We start from the raw sequence: 2054 nt of genomic DNA on the forward strand, positions 1-2054 counted from the left end.
ATCCATGTCTGGACTCACGCTATTTTCTTCAACACCCTCAGCAACTTCCAACGGAGACTGTTGAGTCAGCAGGTTTAAATGGAGTGTTTTAGATAAGTTTACTTAGTTTAAATTACTTCTTTATTTTCTTTTACTGACTTATCAAACATGGTGACAACGGTAAAATTTTTGTATTTATCTTCTACCAATTCTATAGCAGCAACTAAATCTTCATTCGAAATAGTTTGATCCTGTTCTGAAAGAATTTTTGTTCAACTATTACATCTTCTGCAATCAATCTATACCTCTCGTCTTCAAGTTCTTCAACGTAGCCAGTAACAACCACTATAGCTCCAAAAATATGGCTTCCTATCGGAGTTGTAATCAGAAATATACATGCCGTTTTATTCGTCGGATCATACCCATCAACATTTATTCCAAATTCAACTTTGAATAAGTTGGGAGATGAGGTTAATACTTCTTCCATCTGAGATATCTGATTTCCATATCGAGAAACTTCATCAAACGAAATATCAATAAAGTCCGTAACTTCGAAATTGGCAATTAGTTTTACAGCACTATCAAGTGACTTTAGTTCCCGGGAAAAATCAAGATTAAGATCATTACAGCCAACTCCAAACTCTAACTTCGGTGAATTGTCGAAAATTAATTCAACGACAATGTTTTTATCTGATTTAGTTAGTAAATTTAATAATTTAACTGCATTTCTAAATTTAATAACCTCCATCCTTATGCCTTCACCAAATGAAAATGAGTAACTTGCTGCGCCTGTATATGGTGTAAATACTAAATCAAAAAACTCTCCTTCAACCCTCATTTTTTTCAGCTTATCTGGCACCATTATGTTGAAAGGTGACATATAGAATTTACAATCAAATGATAACCCTGCAGAGAACCTATCTTGTTTAAATCTAATTTTCGCTTCAGAAGTGGGTTTTAAATTTGGCATTGCTAGTTTCCCACCATTTGAATCAAATGAAGAAATTTTACTTAATATACCAAAGCGTGTATCAACACCTTTAAACTTTACAATGTCGACCTCTTGTTCAATACCTAGAGAGACATCTATTAGAGATTTTAAATTGTCTTCTCCTTCAGTTGTAAAAGTTATCTGAGCAAAACCATTTTCATAACCAGTCGACTCTAAGTGAGACTTCTTCTTTACAATATATTCAGAGGCATCGTCGCCTATATGCGATAAAAAGCAAGTTTTTAAACTATCGCCATTGGGCATATCCAGAAGATTGCTATTATCATAGTTAATTGTCATTGTTCGTTTATTAAAATTGTTATCTTCATTACTCTGTTCAATTTTATGAAGTCGTTTTAAAACCCTTGATATCAGATTGTTATCCACATGAACAACATAAGCTCTTTGTGCGCTATTTTTTTTGTCAAATTCTATAAAAACAAAAAATGCAGGCATTTGAGCTGTAATTAGTCGCCTTAAATTAGAAAGCGTGATTTGTAATTTTTTATCATTCTTATCTGTTGCTTTAACTTGAACTTTGAATTCAAATGCAGATTTATGAATTTCCAGAGGCGATAAACCTGAGTTAAATGGAAGTTCAACAAAGAAATCCCATCCAGTTTTATCAATCTGAGAGCCGTTTGGAATCAAACCTACGTCAGCACACCATAAGCTAAATGTACTCTCTCCCATTAAGCCTAAGTCCCGCATAATTCATATCCTCTAGTGTATAAAATATCTATATTTGTCATATTGTTTGACAGCTTAATATTGATAGTGATTCTTCATAGATCTTTGATAATAATAACTTAATATAAAAATAGGTTATACACCATCACTATTATGACTTATCTAAGAGCCATGAGAGTAGGAAGTCTTTTTTGCTTAGTTACAGAGATGGTAATTGACGACCTGGCTCAGCAACTCCATTGGAAGTGTCCGATGACGTTAAGCTAATTGACGTGATGGAGGCAGGACGCCGACATAGCCTTAGTTGAGCCATGGATGGCGAATCTAAGGCGGTAGTCAATTGGCTTAGTAAGTCAGAGGAAAAACACTTCGTTGGAGCGGCAAGGGATATCGA

Annotated in this window: 1 protein-coding gene; it reads right to left on the reverse strand. The window is 34.3% G+C overall.

From position 1 onward, the window contains the following. Positions 1-202 precede the first annotated feature (202 nt). Complete coding sequence (locus tag AB4153_RS17645) at positions 203-1681, reverse strand: hypothetical protein (protein ID WP_371998269.1); 1479 nt, start codon at positions 1679-1681, stop codon at positions 203-205. Between the last annotated feature and the right edge of the window lie 373 nt (positions 1682-2054).

The organism is Shewanella sp. 10N.286.52.E4, assembly GCF_041468785.1.
GTDB classification, from domain to species: Bacteria; Pseudomonadota; Gammaproteobacteria; order Enterobacterales; family Shewanellaceae; genus Shewanella; species Shewanella electrodiphila.